Source organism: Vibrio sp. Hal054, assembly GCF_037162405.1.
GTDB lineage: Bacteria > Pseudomonadota > Gammaproteobacteria > Enterobacterales > Vibrionaceae > Vibrio > Vibrio diazotrophicus.
This window is the reverse complement of sequence record NZ_JARLUT010000002.1, coordinates 1,175,972-1,192,687: the sequence shown is the minus strand read 5'-3', so window position 1 is coordinate 1,192,687 and position 16,716 is coordinate 1,175,972. Positions and strand designations below refer to the sequence as shown.

The 16,716-nt window shown below is 44.3% G+C and carries 14 protein-coding genes and 1 pseudogene; 7 read left to right on the top strand and 8 right to left on the bottom strand.

Features of this window, described 5'->3' with window-relative positions; translation table 11 throughout:
- Positions 1-64 precede the first annotated feature (64 nt).
- Both P4S58_RS21395 and P4S58_RS21390 read left to right on the top strand, forming a co-directional pair.
- Positions 65-1,378, top strand: a complete 1,314-nt coding sequence (locus tag P4S58_RS21395; protein ID WP_269349327.1) for an alpha/beta fold hydrolase — start codon at positions 65-67, stop codon at positions 1,376-1,378.
- A 390-nt stretch (positions 1,379-1,768) separates the two neighbouring features.
- On the top strand, positions 1,769-3,064 hold the full coding sequence (locus P4S58_RS21390; RefSeq protein ID WP_102962240.1) for a dicarboxylate/amino acid:cation symporter: 1,296 nt from the start codon (positions 1,769-1,771) through the stop codon (positions 3,062-3,064).
- An 89-nt stretch (positions 3,065-3,153) separates the two neighbouring features.
- Here the strand turns inward: P4S58_RS21390 and P4S58_RS21385 are convergent, their stop codons facing one another.
- A complete protein-coding gene (locus tag P4S58_RS21385) occupies positions 3,154-3,831 on the bottom strand; it encodes a response regulator (RefSeq protein ID WP_042479680.1) in 678 nt (225 codons plus the stop codon).
- Positions 3,825-5,417, bottom strand: a complete 1,593-nt coding sequence (locus P4S58_RS21380) for a sensor histidine kinase (RefSeq protein WP_337165639.1) — start codon at positions 5,415-5,417, stop codon at positions 3,825-3,827. The genes P4S58_RS21385 and P4S58_RS21380 overlap by 7 nt, the downstream gene beginning before the upstream one ends.
- 257 nt (positions 5,418-5,674) lie before the next feature.
- Here P4S58_RS21380 and P4S58_RS21375 point away from each other — a divergent pair, with 257 nt between their 5' ends.
- The gene (locus P4S58_RS21375; RefSeq protein WP_042479679.1) at positions 5,675-7,081 is read left to right on the top strand and encodes an anion permease; all 1,407 of its coding nucleotides are present in this window, start codon (positions 5,675-5,677) and stop codon (positions 7,079-7,081) included.
- 237 nt (positions 7,082-7,318) lie between these two features.
- Entirely contained in the window at positions 7,319-8,770 is a 1,452-nt protein-coding gene (gene nhaD / locus P4S58_RS21370) for a sodium:proton antiporter NhaD (RefSeq protein WP_443089032.1), read from the top strand.
- A 40-nt stretch (positions 8,771-8,810) separates the two neighbouring features.
- Here the strand turns inward: nhaD and P4S58_RS21365 are convergent, their stop codons facing one another.
- Entirely contained in the window at positions 8,811-9,284 is a 474-nt protein-coding gene (locus tag P4S58_RS21365; protein ID WP_337165638.1) for a methylated-DNA--[protein]-cysteine S-methyltransferase, read from the bottom strand.
- A 1-nt stretch (position 9,285) separates the two neighbouring features.
- Positions 9,286-10,652, bottom strand: a pseudogene (locus P4S58_RS21360) (DNA-3-methyladenine glycosylase 2 family protein).
- A 252-nt stretch (positions 10,653-10,904) separates the two neighbouring features.
- Between P4S58_RS21360 and P4S58_RS21355 the strand changes: the two are divergent.
- On the top strand, positions 10,905-11,345 hold the full coding sequence (locus tag P4S58_RS21355; protein WP_042479673.1) for a DoxX family protein: 441 nt from the start codon (positions 10,905-10,907) through the stop codon (positions 11,343-11,345).
- Between the two features lie 92 nt (positions 11,346-11,437).
- Here the strand turns inward: P4S58_RS21355 and P4S58_RS21350 are convergent, their stop codons facing one another.
- Positions 11,438-12,325, bottom strand: a complete 888-nt coding sequence (locus tag P4S58_RS21350) for a LysR family transcriptional regulator (protein WP_042479672.1) — start codon at positions 12,323-12,325, stop codon at positions 11,438-11,440.
- Positions 12,326-12,475: 150 nt separating this feature from the next.
- Between P4S58_RS21350 and maoP the strand changes: the two genes are divergently transcribed.
- Positions 12,476-12,844: a DUF413 domain-containing protein gene (gene maoP / locus P4S58_RS21345; RefSeq protein ID WP_042479670.1), complete on the top strand. Its 369-nt coding sequence runs from the start codon at positions 12,476-12,478 to the stop codon at positions 12,842-12,844.
- 194 nt (positions 12,845-13,038) lie between these two features.
- On the opposite strand, the gene P4S58_RS21340 is transcribed toward maoP, so the two are convergent.
- Positions 13,039-13,290, bottom strand: coding sequence for a DUF3081 domain-containing protein (locus tag P4S58_RS21340; RefSeq protein ID WP_042479668.1), 252 nt, complete (start codon positions 13,288-13,290; stop codon positions 13,039-13,041).
- Positions 13,291-13,677: 387 nt separating this feature from the next.
- Between P4S58_RS21340 and nagB the strand changes: the two genes are divergently transcribed.
- On the top strand, positions 13,678-14,478 hold the full coding sequence (gene nagB, locus P4S58_RS21335) for a glucosamine-6-phosphate deaminase (protein ID WP_102953330.1): 801 nt from the start codon (positions 13,678-13,680) through the stop codon (positions 14,476-14,478).
- Between the two features lie 96 nt (positions 14,479-14,574).
- Here nagB and P4S58_RS21330 read toward each other — a convergent pair whose 3' ends face one another.
- The gene (locus P4S58_RS21330) at positions 14,575-15,777 is read right to left on the bottom strand and encodes a tetratricopeptide repeat protein (RefSeq protein WP_102962244.1); all 1,203 of its coding nucleotides are present in this window, start codon (positions 15,775-15,777) and stop codon (positions 14,575-14,577) included.
- Between the two features lie 320 nt (positions 15,778-16,097).
- Positions 16,098-16,679, bottom strand: coding sequence for a class I SAM-dependent DNA methyltransferase (locus P4S58_RS21325; protein WP_337165634.1), 582 nt, complete (start codon positions 16,677-16,679; stop codon positions 16,098-16,100).
- Positions 16,680-16,716 lie beyond the last annotated feature (37 nt).

The following is a 16,716-nucleotide window of genomic DNA, read 5'->3' as shown; positions in this document are numbered from 1 at the left end:
TTATGCCGATGATGGAGTTGTGCTAAGGTGCGCAAAAACAAATCCAAAGGATAAATCATCAGCCATGTCTCTACACGCTCATAGCTTTATCGATAACGGAGTTCTCTACACTCCGCATACATTCTCTGTTCCGCTTGATTACCAGCATCCTGACCAACAAACCATTGAAGTGTTTGCTCGCTCAGTGACATCCGCTCGCGGTGATGATCAACACAAGCCGTGGCTTGTTTATTTTCAGGGTGGCCCAGGCTTTCCCTCTCCGAGAGCAACAGCCACCAGCGGTTGGATGAAACGTGCGTTACAGCAATTTCGCATTCTTCTTCTGGATCAACGCGGCACAGGAAACAGCAGTGTCATTAACCATCAGACACTGGCAGGTATGACGGCTGAACAGCAAGCACAATATCTCAGCCATTTCAGAGCAGATAATATTGTCCGCGATGCAGAATTTATTCGTAAGCAGTGGAACGAGGATAAGTGGGCGATATTAGGTCAAAGCTTTGGTGGTTTCTGTTCGTTAACTTATCTGTCGCTTTTTCCAGAAAGTTTACTGCGCTCATACATCACTGGTGGTGTGCCTTCGATTTCTCGCCATGCGGACGATGTTTATCGCGCAACTTATCAGCGTACTCAGGACAAAAACGCAGCATTCTTTGCTCAATTTCCTAGAGCACAAGAGCTATGCCAACGTATTGCCGATCACTTGTTAACCCATGAAGTTATGCTACCCACAGGTCAGCGTTTTACCGTTGAGCAGTTCCAGCAAATCGGCATTAACTTTGGTGTTAGTGATAGCTTCATTCCTACCTACTTTACATTGGAAAATGCCTTTATCACGGTTGAAGGCGAAGAGACGCTACGTTACGAATTTCTGCAAGCAATGATGATAGAGCAGAATTTCCAGACCAACCCTATTTATGCGATTTTGCATGAGTCTATTTACTGTCAGGGATTTGCCTCTCTTTGGTCTGCGCATCGAGTCAGACAAGAGTTCCCTCAGTTCAATTATCAAACTGGACAACCTTTCCTCTTTACTGGCGAAATGGTTTTCCCTTGGATGTTTGACAGCTACACCAACTTGAAGCCACTAAAAGAAGCCGCTCAACTATTGGCAGAAAAAGAAGACTGGGTGAACCTTTATGATGCGGAAGTTCTTGCAAACAACTCAGTGCCAATGAGCTGCGCTGTGTATGCCGACGATATGTTTGTTGAGATGGATATTAGCCGCGAAACACTCAAGCACATTCCAAACAGCAAAGCGTGGATCACCAATCAATATGAACACAATGGTCTGCGTGCGGATGGTGAACACATATTGGATACGCTAATAAAAATGGGTGAACAAACTGCTGCCAATCTTAACCTACCGCTTCTTTAGTCTCTATGACGTCAAGCGGGCTTCGGTTCGCTTGACTCTTTACCTGCTCAGATCCTAAAAATTGAATTTTACTCAAGCAGTTACCTTGGATCTTGTACTCCGTTAAGCCGCTAACAACGCTAGCTAAGCATCAATTTAATAACCAGATACAACACAACATATTGCATATATTTCACAAAATCTGCATTTTATGCTTAAAAATCAATCAATGTTGTTTCAAAACTCTAAATAAATGTTAATTTTTGGTAATTTCAACCACTCACACAGTGATCGTAATCACACTCGCAAATTTCACACCCCTTTTTGATTTTTGATTTCACGTTTCGGCTGATACCCTGCCGCCCTCTTCGAAATGAATGTCGAAGTGCATAACTATAAGGAGTGTTCTCAATGGATACCAAGAAGCCGTTATCCTTAACCAGCCGAGTTATCATCGGTATGGTTGCTGGTATTTTAACTGGATTCATTATTCGAGCCTTGTTTGAAGGCAATACATTCGTCGACGCCTACATCGTCAACGGACTGTTCGAAGTTGGTGGAAAAATCTTTATCGCCAGCTTAAAAATGCTTGTAGTTCCACTAGTGTTCGTATCACTGGTCTGTGGCACAAGCTCTTTAAAAGACATCACTACACTAGGCCGCATGGGTGGTAAAACACTCGCGTTTTACATCATTACCACCGCAGTTGCGATTACCCTTGCTCTGTTCATGGGCACGGTATTCCAGCCAGGTGCAGGTGCTGACCTAACTGCTGCAAGCACCTTTGCAGCAACTGAAGCGCCATCATTGGGTAAAGTGATCATTGATATGTTCCCGACCAACCCAATTAGCTCGATGGCTGAAGGCAAAACCCTCCAAATCATCGTATTTGCAGTGTTATTTGGTATTGCAATCAGCGCCGCCGGCGAAGCTGGTGAACGTGTGGCAGCGATGTTCAATGATCTGAACGAAGTGATCATGAAACTGGTCGCTTTACTGATGAACATTGCCCCTTACGGTGTGTTCTTCCTGATGGCTAAACTGTTTACTGGTCTTGGGTTAGGTGCCATTTTGAACCTTGCTGAGTACTTCCTCGTACTGTCAGCAGCGTTACTGATCCACGGGCTAGTCACCTACAGTGTGATGCTAAAAAGCTTCTCAGGTTTAAGCCCAATTACTTTCCTGAAGAAAATGGAAGACGCAGTGATGTTTGCCTTCTCAACGGCATCATCTAACGCAACCATTCCAGTGACGATGGAAACAGCAAAATACCGACTCGGTGTGGATAACAAGGTGGCATCTTTCACGATTCCGCTCGGTGCAACTGTCAACATGGACGGTACGGCAATCATGCAAGGTGTCGCGACAGCGTTTATCGCTCAAGCGTTCAACATCGACCTGACTATGGGTGATTACCTAACCGTTATCCTGACGGCAACGCTGGCTTCTATCGGTACAGCGGGTGTTCCGGGTGTTGGTCTGGTTATGCTGGCAATGGTTCTGAACCAAGTTGGTCTACCACTGGAAGGTATTGCTCTGATCATGGGTGTTGACCGTCTACTGGATATGATCCGTACTGCGGTAAACATCACTGGCGACTGTTGTGTTAGCTGTATCGTGGCGAAATCTGAAAACGCGCTCGATGTAGAAAGATTTAACGACCCACACGCAGGCGAAAAAGAAGAAGAAGTTCATCTTCATAGATAAACTGATGTGAATCTAAAAAGCCCCAAGTTGCTCTCGCACTTGGGGCTTTTTTGTTGGTTATTGTTATGTTGATTACTTTTAGAATCTGATTACTTCTTGATTCCAATAGGTCGGCAATAGACCCGTGTCGGTCTGCCCACTTTGCCATGCTCTAAAAATGCCGTCAGTTCACCACGATCAACCGCTTTATCAAGATAGCGTCGGGCAGTACTTTTACTGATGTTCATCATCTCCGCAACACTGCTGGCGGTTTGTTCCACATGAGCATGAGCAAACTGAGCAACAACCTGCTTCAGAGTAAACTCGTCCGTGCTGTTGTTTACTTCAGGAGTAGCTGGCGCTTGATAAAACAAGCTATCCAACTCACTCTGGTGCAACTTATTAGCTTGAGATAAATGCTGGCGCACTTGAATAAATTTGTTCAGGCTCAGAGATAGACGCTGGTAATCGACTGGTTTGACTAAGTAGTCGAACGCTCCATAGCGATGCGCTAAGTTGACCGTTTGAGCATCATTGGCTGCGGTAATCAAAATACACTCTGGTTTGTGATCCAGCTTGAGCCACTCATAAACCAAATCGACACCTCGTCCATCAGGCAGATAGTTGTCAACGATGACCAAATCTGGCTTGGCTATTTCCATCATCTCCCTTGCCATACCAAATGAAACGGCAATCCCAACGAGTTTCAGTGAAGGCTCTTTAGCAATAAAATGCGCATGTAATGCTGCGATCTCACTGTCATCTTCAACGATCATGACTTTCAGCATTCGGCCTCCTTATTCTTGGGAAAATACAAAGTAAATGATGTGGCTTGCGCGTCACTGTCCAACTCAATGTGTCCATTGGCGGCTTCGATGATGGATTGTGTCAAATAAAGCCCGATTCCGTGTTCTTTTGAATCCGATTTAGTGGTGTAACCTAATGTGGTTAGATCATCCAGAGGTTGTGTAATCTCAGTGCCGTTGTTTGTGACAGACAAACCATACTCAAACGACGACTGCCACATTTCCAACTCGATTCTGCCGTTGTTTTGTCCCTGCAAGGCATCCATGCTGTTATCTAACAAGTTACCCACCACGGAACAAAGCTGATCCTGAGTCAGTTTGTCTGGCATCTGCTGCCAATGTTCGTCATTTGGCAACAATAACTCTATCTTGCGCTCTTTCGCTTTGATTAATTTTGCCAGCAACAAGGCGGAAAGCTGAGGGAATAGAGCAAACGATTTGAGTTGATCAAGCCCTTGTTGATCCGCTCTCGACTGGTTTAGCACCACATTCAGCGCTTGCTCATACTGACCAAGTTGTAATAGTCCGGCTAGAATAGAAAGCTTGTTCTGATACTCATGGCGAGTCACTCTTAAACTCTCGATATATTGTCCAACCTGACTAAGGGTCTCGGATAGTGCTTGCAACTCTTCTGACGCACGTAAACTAAATACCGCGCCTTGTTCGCCACTACGAGACATCGGGATGGTTACACGGGTCATAACACAGTTTTGACCATTGATCCGCACCAATTTATCGAGAAAGTCTTCACCAGATAAAGCAAACAAAGCGCTGTCATCCACCCAGTCCTCAATGTTAGTCGTCAACATTTTCCGATGAATACCGAGCAGCTTCTTGGCAGAATCATTGGCGACATAGACTCGCCCATTACTATTCACGGCAAGCAAACCTTCGTGAGTCGCTTGTAATACCCCTTGTTGCGTCACCAGTGTCTGTTTTAGCTCCCACGGCTCCATATGCTGCATATTCTGCTTTACGTAGGTTGAGAAACGGCTTGCTAAGCCAATAGAAACCACAAGAATAAACAGACCGAACATCAATAATCCCGCCAGACGTTTGCTGTTCCACATCTCTAATGTATTGAGTAAATAGCCGACCTTGATCATGCCGATGATCTGTTGGTCAGCATTAAAAATGGGAGAAATATAGCGGACAGAAGGCCCTAATGAACCAGAAGCATAGGAAAGATAAGATTTGCCGAGCAAAAGCGCGTCATCGATATCGCCCCCCGTAACTGGTAAGCCAACACGCTCAGATACAGGGTGAGCCAATCGAATCCCCTGATGATTGCTCACCGTAATGAAATCAGCATCACTTACCGAATCAAACGTCTCAATAAGCGAACTGACCTGTTGATAATCGTTTTGCTCAACGGCTGTAATTAAACTCGGCATTTTGGCCAACTGCTGCGATTGAACTTGCGCACGCAACGAAATTTGGCGTGTAAGCACGTCTTGCAATTGATAGGCGCTGTAAATCCACCAACCAGTTGCAACGAGCAACAATGCTGCACTTAGCAACCAAAATAGATGCTTGGTAAATGTGTCCGAGATAAAGCGTACTGTCATTGTATTTTTCCACTTAGACGCTGAAACAAATGCCTAACGTGCGCATTGGCCTGAAATAAGAAACGCGAGCGATATCACTGCAATGAAGTTAATGATTTTTATGAATTTAAAACATCTAATTTCAAACATTTTACAAAGCAAACCAGAACCAACACCCAGGCTGGAAGTTAACCAAAAAACGAATGACTAGAAATTGATTTTACACAGTAAATGCCTCGGTTGAAGCGATAAACATAGCGAAAACTTAGGAGGTAATTATGATTTCTTCGGCTAACTCAAGGTTGCTTTTACTAGCATTACTCGGCGTCATTTTATGGTTCGTTCCTGTACCAGATGGCTTAACAGACAACGCATGGCAAATGATGGTTATTTTCGTCATAACCGTTCTTAGCCTAATACTTGCACCACTGCCCTTAGGTGCAATGGCTTTAATCGGACTGGTCGCTTGTACCGTTTTAGGTGTGCTGCCGATTAAAACAGCGCTTAGCGGTTTCGCCAACCCGACTATTTGGATGATTGCGGCGGCGTTCTTTATTTCACGTGGCTTCATCAGTACAGGCTTTGGGCGCCGTGTCGGTTACTGGTTTATCTCGAAGCTGGGCCATAACTCGCTGGGCCTCGCTTACGGTTTAGTCCTAACGGACCTTCTTTTCGCTCCAGCGACACCAAGTACCACTGCACGTTGTGGCGGTATTATTTCTCCACTTTTCCGCTCTGTCGCATCTGCCTATGACTCTGATCCTGAAAAAGGAACGGAAAACAAAATTGGTGCTTTCCTTGTTCAATGTATCTTCCAATGTAATGCGATTACCTGTGCAATGTTCTTGACGTCTATGGCAGGTAACCCACTCGCTGCAAACTTTGCTAAGGAACAAGGCGTTGAAATTACATGGGGTGGATGGGCGTTAGCGGCTATCGTTCCTAGTGCATTATGTCTGTTCTTGATTCCGCTGGTGATGTACTACGTGTTCCCACCAGAGCTTAAGAAAACACCAGAAATGCGTGCGTTGGCAAAACAGCACCTTGCTGACATGGGCGCAATGAGTCGTGCGGAATGGATGGTCGGCATTACTTTCCTAGGCATGGTTACTCTTTGGGTTCTTGGTCCGACTTTAGGTTTACACGCAACCGTAACCGCACTGTTAGGTCTAGTATTCCTGCTGATCACTCGTACCATCACCTGGGATGCAGTTCTTGGTGAAAAAGAAGCGTGGCATACCATTACTTGGTTTGCAGTGTTGGTAATGATGGCAGCGCAACTTAACAGTCTTGGCTTTATCAAATGGTTTGGCGATTACGTAAGCAGCTCACTATCAGGTTTTGGTTGGGTTGCCACCATCGCGATTTTGCTGCTGGTTTACTACTACAGCCACTATTTGATGGCGAGTGCAATGGCACACATCAGCGCTATGTACTCTGCATTCCTTGCGATTGCCATTTCGGCAGGCGCTCCACCAATGCTGGCGGCTATTGTTCTGGGTATTTTCAGTAACCTTTATATGTCAACAACCCACTACTCTTCTGGTCCTGCTCCTATTCTGTTTGGTGCTGGTTACCATTCACTGCAAAACTGGTGGAAGATTGGTTTCGTGTTCTCACTCATCGTTATCCCGATCTTCTTCTTTGTGGGCGGCGCATGGTGGAAAATTTTGGGCATGTGGTAAACCCAGATTAACGAGCTAAACTGACAACGCTTATCAGCCCATCCACCGATGGGCTGTTTCATTATCACGTCACTGAATTCTTTCAATATTTGTCCAAGCTCACACTCCGGTTATTAATTAAGCATATCTATAAGCAGAATCTACTGAGTTCACATTCTAGCCATACAATCCTTTCTACACTGAGGCATAACATTTCAACAACGCTGTAAAAAAGTGCGAGGATCCATAATGAAAAGAATGCGTTGCTTGCCCCATTGGCTATTTGTCCTTTTCACCCTCTTATTCTCTGCCTCAAGCATGGCGTCTGGTGGGGCTAACCATGGTTTGAATTTGACCCACTCCTATTTTGGTTATGCGGCTGTAACTATCTTCGTATTTGCTTATGTTCTCGTCACGCTTGAGGAGTATTTGAAGCTCAGAAAATCTAAACCTGTATTGCTCGCCGCGGGTGTCATTTGGGCGATGATTGGCTATGTCTATCAGCAACAAGGGGCGACGGAGATCGCTCGTGAAGCACTCGAATACAATCTTTTGGAATACGCAGAGCTGTTGTTGTTCCTCTTGGTCGCAATGACTTACATCAGTGCAATGGAAGAACGTCGGCTTTTCGATGCGTTAAAGGCGTGGATGGTTAGCAAAGGGTTCAACTATCGAACACTATTCTGGATAACAGGCTTGCTGGCCTTTTTTATCTCCCCTATTGCCGACAACTTGACCACTGCGCTTCTGATGTGCGCCGTGGTTTTGAAAGTCGGAGGAAATCATCGCCAATTTGTCAATATCGCCTGTATTAACATTGTTGTCGCTGCAAACGCTGGCGGCGCATTCAGCCCTTTTGGCGATATCACCACATTAATGGTGTGGCAAGCAGGACACGTGAGTTTCTCTCAATTCTTAAATCTGTTTCTGCCTTCAATCATCAACTACATGGTTCCAGCGTTAATCATGTCTTTCTTCGTCCCTAAAGAGACACCCGATACCGTCAATGAACATGTTGAGCTAAAACGAGGGGCGAGACGCATCATACTGTTGTTCGTTCTAACCATTGCCACAGCAGTCAGTTTCCATAGCTTATTCCATTTCCCACCAGTGATGGGGATGATGATGGGCTTGGCTTATCTGCAATTTTTCGGCTATTTCTTGCGTAAAACTCTGGCAGGGTCGCTAGCGAAGAAAACCGCTAAGGCAATCGCCAACAACGACGAAGCAGCACTCAAACGAATTGGTTCGGTAGTGCCTTTCGATGTGTTTAGACGAATTTCACAAGCAGAATGGGACACTCTATTGTTTTTCTACGGGGTCGTCATGTGTGTCGGCGGCCTGAGTCTATTAGGCTATCTAACTATGATTTCAGAAGTGATTTACACCCAGTGGGACCCTATGTGGGCCAATATTACTGTGGGCGTTCTCTCTTCAATCATTGATAACATCCCTGTGATGTTCGCGGTGCTTTCGATGGAGCCTTATATGTCACTTGGAAACTGGTTGTTAGTGACCCTGGCGGCCGGTGTCGGTGGTAGCCTGCTATCGATTGGTTCAGCTGCTGGCGTGGCTCTGATGGGGGCGGCCCATGGTCAGTATACCTTCTTTGGTCATTTGAAATGGGCACCTGTCATCATCTTAGGTTATGCCGCGAGTATTACTTTGCATCTCATGCTTAACCATTCGCTGTTTAATATTTTCTTATAAGCGAATGCAAGAACTTCGCTGTTGCAGTTAGAACACTTTTTTATTTGGATCGTTCTAGCTGCAACAGTTTTTCTTTGGTTTCAACGCCACCTGCATAGCCAGTTAGTTTACCGTTCTTACCAATTACTCGATGGCACGGAACGATGACTGAAATAGGGTTTTTCCCATTGGCTAAACCGACTGCCCTCACCGCTTTAGGATTACCGATTTCATCTGCAAGTTGCTGGTAGCTCCAAGTCTCTCCGTAAGGAATTTTGCATAGCGCTTGCCAAACCGACTGCTGAAAATCGGTACCTTTTGCTCCCAGTGGTAAGTCAAACTGAGTGCGACGGCCTGAAAAATATTCCTCTAGCTGGAGCTTAGCTTGATTCAAAATAGCATGATCATCGCTGTATGCGCCCAGATCCTGCGGTTGTGTGGTCTGTATTTCAAACCAAGCGCCAAGCAAGCCTGTATCATTGGCTTGTATTGTCATCTGTCCATATGGGCTTTGGTAGTAGGTGTAGTAGTTCATGTTATTGGTTCCAACAGTGAAAAGTTGCGTAGCTTCCCCAAGGCGCTACTTGCTGTTTGTTCAGTTGCGGGTATCCCGCGAGCGCTTTCTTGACCACAAGATCAGTATCCAGAAAACAATTACTGTCTGATAACCCTCTTAAACGTGCATAATTGACTGTCCATGGGCCGATGCCTTTTAATTTGAGCCAATGCTCAACGTCTTCATCAAAATGGTCTTGCATGTATTGAGCAAAGCGACTCAAGGTATCTTTGCGGCTTTGAGGCATGCGTAAAAATGAAAGATCGGCATTGGCTACCTGCTCAGGAGATGGAAAAACGGCACTCTCATTCGCTTGTGTCAGATGAGCAACCAGCAAGTTAAGCTGCCCAATAGCGGCTTTAATCGAAACCTGCTGACCTAATATCGCTCTGACACCCGCTTCCCATACATTCCATACTCCCGGAATTCGAATACCAGAAGTTTTAATTAGCCCCGGAGCAGCCTGCTCTATTTGAGTTTCAACCGCGACGATATCGACATCTAAGTCAAACAAACGTCTGAGCTTCACCACCAACTGCCGCAGATCCGTCATAGATTCCAGTTCAAACTCAACATCTAGGTGTGTCTCTGAGTTTTTCGTAGCTTTAAACCAGCCCTTTCCTTGGCCCAATCTAACGTGCCGAGCGTAGCTGTTGTCATCAACCGTTTCTAGCCCCTGAATCGCTCTCAAACGATAAAATGCCAACATATGTGCCCAATCAAAAGGCCCTCTAAAAGCCAGTGAGAGCTGATTTTTAGCAGTGACGCAGGCGCGCTCTTTACGTACCTGAGAAGGTGTCAGTTGCAATACTTTACTGAAAGCATCATTAAACCGCCGTGTGCTGTTAAAGCCACAAGCAAAGCCGATATCGGTTATCGACATTTTGCTGTTGTGTAGCAGTTGTTTGGCAAACATCAGTTGATGATACTGCGCATACTGTTTAGGCGACATTCCGAGATGTGTTTGAAAGAGCTGACGCAAGTAACGATCGGATATTCCTAAACGGTCTGACAGCTCACTAAGCTTATGACTTTGCAGCTCACCACTGTCAATCATAGATAGGGCGCGAATGAAGGTGGTTTCCACCCCTTCCAAGCCCAAGAGCTTGGCGCACTGTCGGGGCGACAACGCAAACAAGGCCGATATCCCGCCTGAAGCGCCTGTGCTTGGTTTACAAAATACTCGACATTTTCTTCTTTCGGTAAGTTAGCCGGACAGATAGGGCGGCAGAAAATACCCGTGGTTTTCACCGCAACATAAAACTGACCGTCAAAACGAGCGTCTCGACTTAGTCGCGCCTTTTGGCACTGCTCTTGAGTTAGAACGGCTTCCGCTACTATCGACATGAACTATCCTTAATCTTGAAATCAACATTAGTTTACGATGCTCTCAACATAACACTAGCCATATTCGGAACTGAATGCTCCACAAACTGTTCATTGATGCGTAACTAGACTAAAAGTTCATTCGAATTTTTCAAACAACAAAGTCAATCAATAGCGATTATCAAATACACAATCGTCTACTAAACTTCATTTCAACAGTTACAGACAACATCAAAACTTATTCGAAAGTTTTGAACTTTGAGGAATATAAATATGTCAGCTCTTAAAAAACTCCTAGCATCAAATGCAGGATTTGCTCCACTTGCTTTGCGTCTTCCTATTAGCATCATTTTCATGGCGCACGGCTCACAGAAACTTTTCGGTTGGTTTGGTGGCTACGGTCTTCAAGGCACAGGTCAATGGATGGCATCAATTGGCTTAGAACCAGGCGTGTTAATGGCATTCCTTGCGGGTAGCGGTGAATTCTTTGGTGGTTTATTCATTCTGATCGGTTTACTGACTCGCCCAGCAGCAGCCGTTCTTGCTTTCACTATGATTGTGGCTATCTTCAGTACACACTTTAGCAATGGCTTGTTTCTCTCTAACGGCGGCTATGAGTTTGGTTTAGCACTACTGGCGGCATCCGTTTCTCTAGCTATCTCCGGAGCTGGCAAATTGAGTGTAGACAGTCTGCTAAGTAAGTCATCTCAGTAATTGACGAACTTCAAAACATAAAAAGGCGAGCAGATGCTCGCCTTTGTTTTATTTACTCGCTTGGTTTAATGATCCACTAGGCCAAAACTGAGTTACAAACTCGCTTCTCCAGCTCTCTGAATACTATAAGCGGTGAGAGGGTCGATCTTCTTCACCAACTCTTCTACATGACCGATAGCTTCGATAGTAGAGCTGTTTTTACGATAGCTTAAATAAACAGGTCGATGCCACTCTTCAACTCCAGGAATCAAATTGAGCTCACCAGAGGCAATAAAAGGCTCAACAATCGATGTCGGAAGGTAAGCGCTACCTCCTTTCTCCAAAATGAAGTCCAATGCTATACGCGCTGTCGAAGTGCGTAAAAATGGCGCTGGTGCCTTAGGGTGTCTGTCTGCATGCTCTGCCGCAAAGCGCGAACCCCAGTCGACGTAAACATAGCGATTCTGAAATACCGACTCTAATGTGTCATTTTGTGTCGAAACCAGTACTAATACGAGATCAGCGACTTTCTTGCAGTTCAGCTCTTCCGCTTTAATCTGATCAAAAGCAAAGGCCATGTCTAATGTGCGTTCTAACAACTGTCGACTTAACTGTTCGCGACCCATCACTTCAGCCATAAACGCATATCCACTAAATGCATCGGTTACGACACTCAGACAGTTCTGTAAATACGCATCCCATATGTTCGGCGTACCACCGATCGTCAATTGCAACGCTTGACCATTTTCTAAAGAAAGTTCAAATTTAGCCTGCTGCAAGGTCGTCACCATGACCTCGGCATAACTGACCAAACGCTCCCCCGCAGACGTCAACTTAATGTTGTTGCGGTCACGAGTGAAAAGTTGCGTGTCAAAATAGCTTTCTAATTGTTTAATACGTGCACTTACAGCCGCTTGAGTTAAATATAGGTTTTCAGCAGCACGACCAAAATGGCGTACTTGAGCCAACTCAAGAAAAGTACGAAAGACTTTTACGTCCATATAGAATCCTCTGAATTTACAGTCGAAGATTAACAAGGAAGTACAATTATGACGATAAAAAATTTTTGTTTTTCTTTTATATAATTTGCGCCTAACTTTCGCGGTGAACCAAAGCTACATAGTAGCAGCTCATATTTACACGAGGTTGATATGTTTGAGACTGCATTTCGTTTAGGAAAAAAACGTTTTTACGACACGAAAAAGTTCCCACGCGGATTCGCGAAATCCGGTGATTTCACTCTTGCAGAAGAGGATATTCTAACACTTTACGGTGAAACTCTATCTGGCTTGGAAGCTGGTACTCTGCAACCTGAAAACGCGGAAGAACAACAATTTTTAAAAGTGTTGGATAATCCAGAATTAGCAGCAAGCAAAATCGAAAAAGCATGGTTGAAATACGTGCGTTTGGCTCGCGGTCGTAAACGCTTCCATACATTGAATGGTCGCAACAAACTTGACGCTTCATCAGATGATTACACAGATACTGATGACGAGCCTAGCTTAACCGAGGAAGGTTAATAGAAAGCTTCAGCACAGTCTCGTGCTGAAGCTATCGATATGAACGCAATTTCAACAGTTTTATCAGCAGGTCATTGCGCTAGATTCAAAATTCTCAATGTTGTGCTTTCGGCTTTGATCTTGTTTGAAGCTCAGGAAGTCATCCCCCTTATATCATCAGCTTTCCCTATCTACTCTTTTTCCTTTTCCCAAACCTATTTGGCTAACATAGCAACCTTCTTCAAAAAGGTTTCTTTCAAATGTTCTTGGTCATATTCAAGATGGTAGGTGTTATGGAATCCAACTTTGAGCTCTACCCCATTACCACGTAAGTAAATACTGTATCCATCGTAGTCAGAAAAAGCCTCTACACCCTCATAGATTTTGCCATGCTCGGTCGGCGTACCGTGTTCTATAATTGTCTCATACGCATGTAGTATTTTGGTTGGATCAAGTTCGTTCTTCATTGATTTACTCCTTAATCTTACCTTGCACATTAATTATGGGTAACTAACTTTCTCTTCGCCAATTTGCTATGAGTTATTAATCAAAATTTCACTTAATTTTAAAAGTAAATTTTGTTATGTAAACTTCTTAGTAATCGCCACGTAACACTGAGAAAGTCGCTTCTAAATCGACAATTATTGACTTTAAAAGGCCAGAAATCAGGTCATAGAATGAAAGTTTGACATAAAACAATGGCAGATGCAGAAAACTTATTTTATAATGCAAATTAATAAGACAACCCAAGGTGTTTAAAGCTGTGTTGTGATTGAATGGCAACGTTCGCAGGCAACCAAAAGTCAGTTTAGGCATTGAGGGGTGAAGACATTTACCAATATTAAGGGCGAAACATGAGACTTATCCCACTGAACAACAAAGCACAAGTCGGCAAATGGGCAGCGGCGCACATTGTTAAGCGTATCAATGCATTTAAACCAACTGCAGAACGTCCGTTTGTTCTAGGTCTACCAACTGGTAGTACTCCTCTTGAAACTTACAAAGCCCTAATCGAGCTTTATAATGCAGGTGAAGTAAGCTTCAAGCATGTTGTAACTTTCAATATGGACGAGTATGTCGGTCTACCAGCGGATCACCCTGAATCTTACCGTACATTCATGTACACCAATTTCTTCAACCACGTTGATATCCAAGAGCAAAACATTAACTTGCTTGACGGTACTTCTGATGATCACGACGCGGTATGTAAGCGTTACGAAGAGAAAATCAAATCTTACGGCAAAATTAACCTATTCATGGGTGGCGTAGGTAATGATGGTCATATCGCATTCAACGAGCCAGCATCTTCACTATCTTCACGTACACGTATCAAAACACTGACTGAAGATACACGTATCGCGAACTCTCGTTTCTTCGGTGGTGATGTAAGCCAAGTGCCAAAATACGCACTGACTATCGGTGTGGGTACTCTACTGGACGCAGAAGAACTGCTTATCCTAGCGATGGGCCACAACAAAGCATTAGCAGTTGAAGCTGCGGTTGAAGGTTGTGTAAACCACCTATGGACAGTAAGTGCTCTGCAACTTCATCCAAAAGCAATCATCGTATGTGATGATCAAGCGACACAAGAGTTGAAAGTGAAAACTGTTCGTTACTTTAACGAGCTAGAAGCAGAAAACATCAAAGGCTTCTAAGTTTCTCTCAGTATTGATTGAGAAATAAGGACAGAAAAGGCCCAGAGAGCGAATCTCTGGGCCTTTGAGTTTATTGGAAATGTGGCGTTGAACTAGTTAGGAATGCTTATCCATTGTGGTATTGGTGAAGTCCGGCTTTTTAGGCTGCTCTTGCGCCTTAGGCTCTTCGCTTTGTTCTATACCTTGTGGCAACGCGAGTTCCAACTCATCGAACTCATCTATCGCCTCTAGCTCTTCAAGCAACGTTTCACTCGCATTCTCTGCAATCTCGCTGTCATCTAATACTTCACCTTTCATGGGTACCGGAATTTTACGTTTATACAGCTTATTCAGAGCGCGAATAATCGAGTGCTTATTGACTTTCCCTGTTGCGATTTTCTTTTGCAATGGTCTTGCTAAAGCTTGTAACCCGACAACCGAGTTGACACCCATGTTGCTGCCCACTTTATCGCGTAACGTTCTTGCAGGTTCAAAACCAAAGTGAGCAGACAAATACAACCAAATGTAAGCGATAGAGTTGCCGTTTGCGCCTCGATCTATCCACGCTTCTGCTGCATGGTACATTGATTCTGCATGACCTTTTTCCGAAGCTCGCTCCAACCAGTAACAAGCCTTTTCATGGTTGGCTGGAACACCCACACCTTTCAGGTAATTGAGCCCCAGTTTCATCATCCCTTCAAGGCTGTTTCTTTTTGCTGCTTTCGAGTACCAGTAAGTTGAATCGCCCGGTGATGGCGTAATGTTGTCTTTGGACACACACCAGTCACCCATAAAGATAATGGCTTCAATATGCTTTCTTTCCGCCGCTTCCTGAACCATTCCCAGACCTTTAACGACGTTAACTTCTATTCCATGCCCAGAGATAAACGCCCGACCAGTCTCATATTTCGCTTGTAAGTCGCCATCTAATGCATCGATATAGAGCTGCCAAAAGCGGCTTTTTTCTCGTAAAATCATGTCGTCACGCATTCTATTGCAGATACGAACGACACCATGCATACCATTAATATTGTCGAACTGAGCGGCTTTTTCGTACCAAAACAGCGCCTCTCTCAAGTTCTTTCTTTCGGCTTCTTTTGCTAAATACAATATTGTTGGAATATGACCAGATTCCGCTTGAAACAAACGTTCTTTGCGCTCTTCTTCTCTCGTACGCTCAAGCGCCCTACGATAGGATTCCTCTCGCTCTCTCTTTTCTTCTTCCAGTCTTTTCCTTCGTACTGAAAGAGAAATCATCCAAACAAAAATCAGGATGAAAGACAGGCCTAATGCGCCGATGGCCATACCAATAATATTCATATGTTCTCTGTTTTATTTATCCTATTGGATTCTATACACCCTATTTCGGCAGAATCACAACTAATTGAAGCATTTTAATCACATTCGCACATCAATCGTTAATTTGACAGCAGCGAGAATACCATTGGATGAATTATTACATTTGCAGTGAATAAAATATCCAACCAGACGAGAAAAGAGGGATAACCGAAAACATCAGCGAATCGTTCCTGAACTAACATCACACTCATATCCCGCCGAGTAGCCTGACAGGAGAGGATAAAAAAACCGCAGTGACTGCACTACGGTTCCTAACGATGAATGAATACGATTAACTGCGTCTATTTACGCCCTACGCCCATGACGACGAGTTTCAGTCCCTGAGGCGTATTCAACTCAAAAGCAATACTCGTTGTTACTTCAGAGAACCCCGCATTCGACAGAGCACTTTCAATATCTGATTGGCTTAAACCATATTCAGGATCTGAATCATCAACCAGCCAATCCCAGTGAACAAAAAGCCCATCTTTGTCGAGTAGAGAGTGAATAATCACCGCAACTTCTTGGAAATCAGAAACAAAACCACACACAGAAGAAGCAACGACTAAATCAAATTGTTTGCGAAACGCTGGGTGTTGAGCAACCAAACCACGAGTTAAATGGTCAACAACAGGCTCCACATTTCTTAATTCTTTTTTATCAAGTTCTTCAATCATGGCTTCAGAGCCATCTAATGCGACGATATCTTTTGCCAATGGAGAAATCAGTTGAGTCAGCAAACCTGTCCCACAACCGAAATCCAGCACGTGCTTCCCTTCTACGTTTATCAATTTTTGAAGTTGTTGGTATACGTTTTGCGCAAAAACGGTTGTCGATTCGTCTTTTTCCCAGTCAGGTGCGTATTCGTCCCAATCGTGTGCCATCATGGCCTCCGTGTTACTTCGTGTCTTCGGCATTTAC